The organism is Vibrio sp. 1978, from assembly GCF_033344345.1.
On record NZ_JAWPOP010000325.1, the window covers coordinates 1 to 793 of the forward strand.

A 793-nucleotide genomic window follows, 5' to 3' on the forward strand; every position below is an offset into this window, starting at 1 on the left:
AGCGGCCAATGGACATTCCGTTATTTCACCAACCCAATGTTGGTACCTGATGAGTTTTACTCACAAACAATGAACGACTGGGGACACATTACCGTCCCAAACATGTGGCAAATGGAAGGCCACGGCGATCTGCAATACACCGATGAGGGCTTCCCATTCCCGATCGACGTCCCGTTTGTACCAACCGACAACCCAACGGGCGCTTATCAACGCACATTTACACTTGGTCCACAGTGGGATAACCAACAAACCATCATCAAGTTCGACGGCGTGGAAACCTACTTTGAAGTGTACGTAAACGGCGAGTACGTCGGCTTTAGTAAAGGCAGCCGACTCACAGCGGAATTCGACATTTCCAAGTTCGTCCAACAAGGCGAAAACTTGCTGTCTGTACGCGTGATGCAGTGGGCCGATTCCACTTACATTGAAGACCAAGACATGTGGTGGACGGCGGGGATCTTCCGCGATGTTTACCTTGTGGGCAAAGAGCAGGTTCACGTCCAAGACCTAACAATTCGCACCGATTTCGCCGACGATTACCAAAGTGCGACGCTCAGTGCTCAAATCGAATTGGAAAACCTTTCCACCGCTATCGCGTCTGGCTACACGCTGGAATACGCGCTGCATGACAAAGGCACTGTCGTAGCCAGTGGTCAATGCGATTCACTGACTATCCAAAACCACCACTCAACAAGCTTTGCGATTGATATGGTGAATCCAACGCATTGGACGGCTGAAAATCCTTACCTTTACCACTTGTTCATCACCTTAAAAGATCACCAAGGCAACGTAG

1 protein-coding gene is annotated in these 793 nt (G+C 49.8%); it reads left to right on the forward strand.

Annotated elements, in window-relative coordinates; all coding sequences use genetic code 11:
• Positions 1 to 793: sugar-binding domain-containing protein (locus tag R8N49_RS26395; RefSeq protein WP_412034916.1), on the forward strand; the 793-nt coding region annotated here is incomplete at both ends.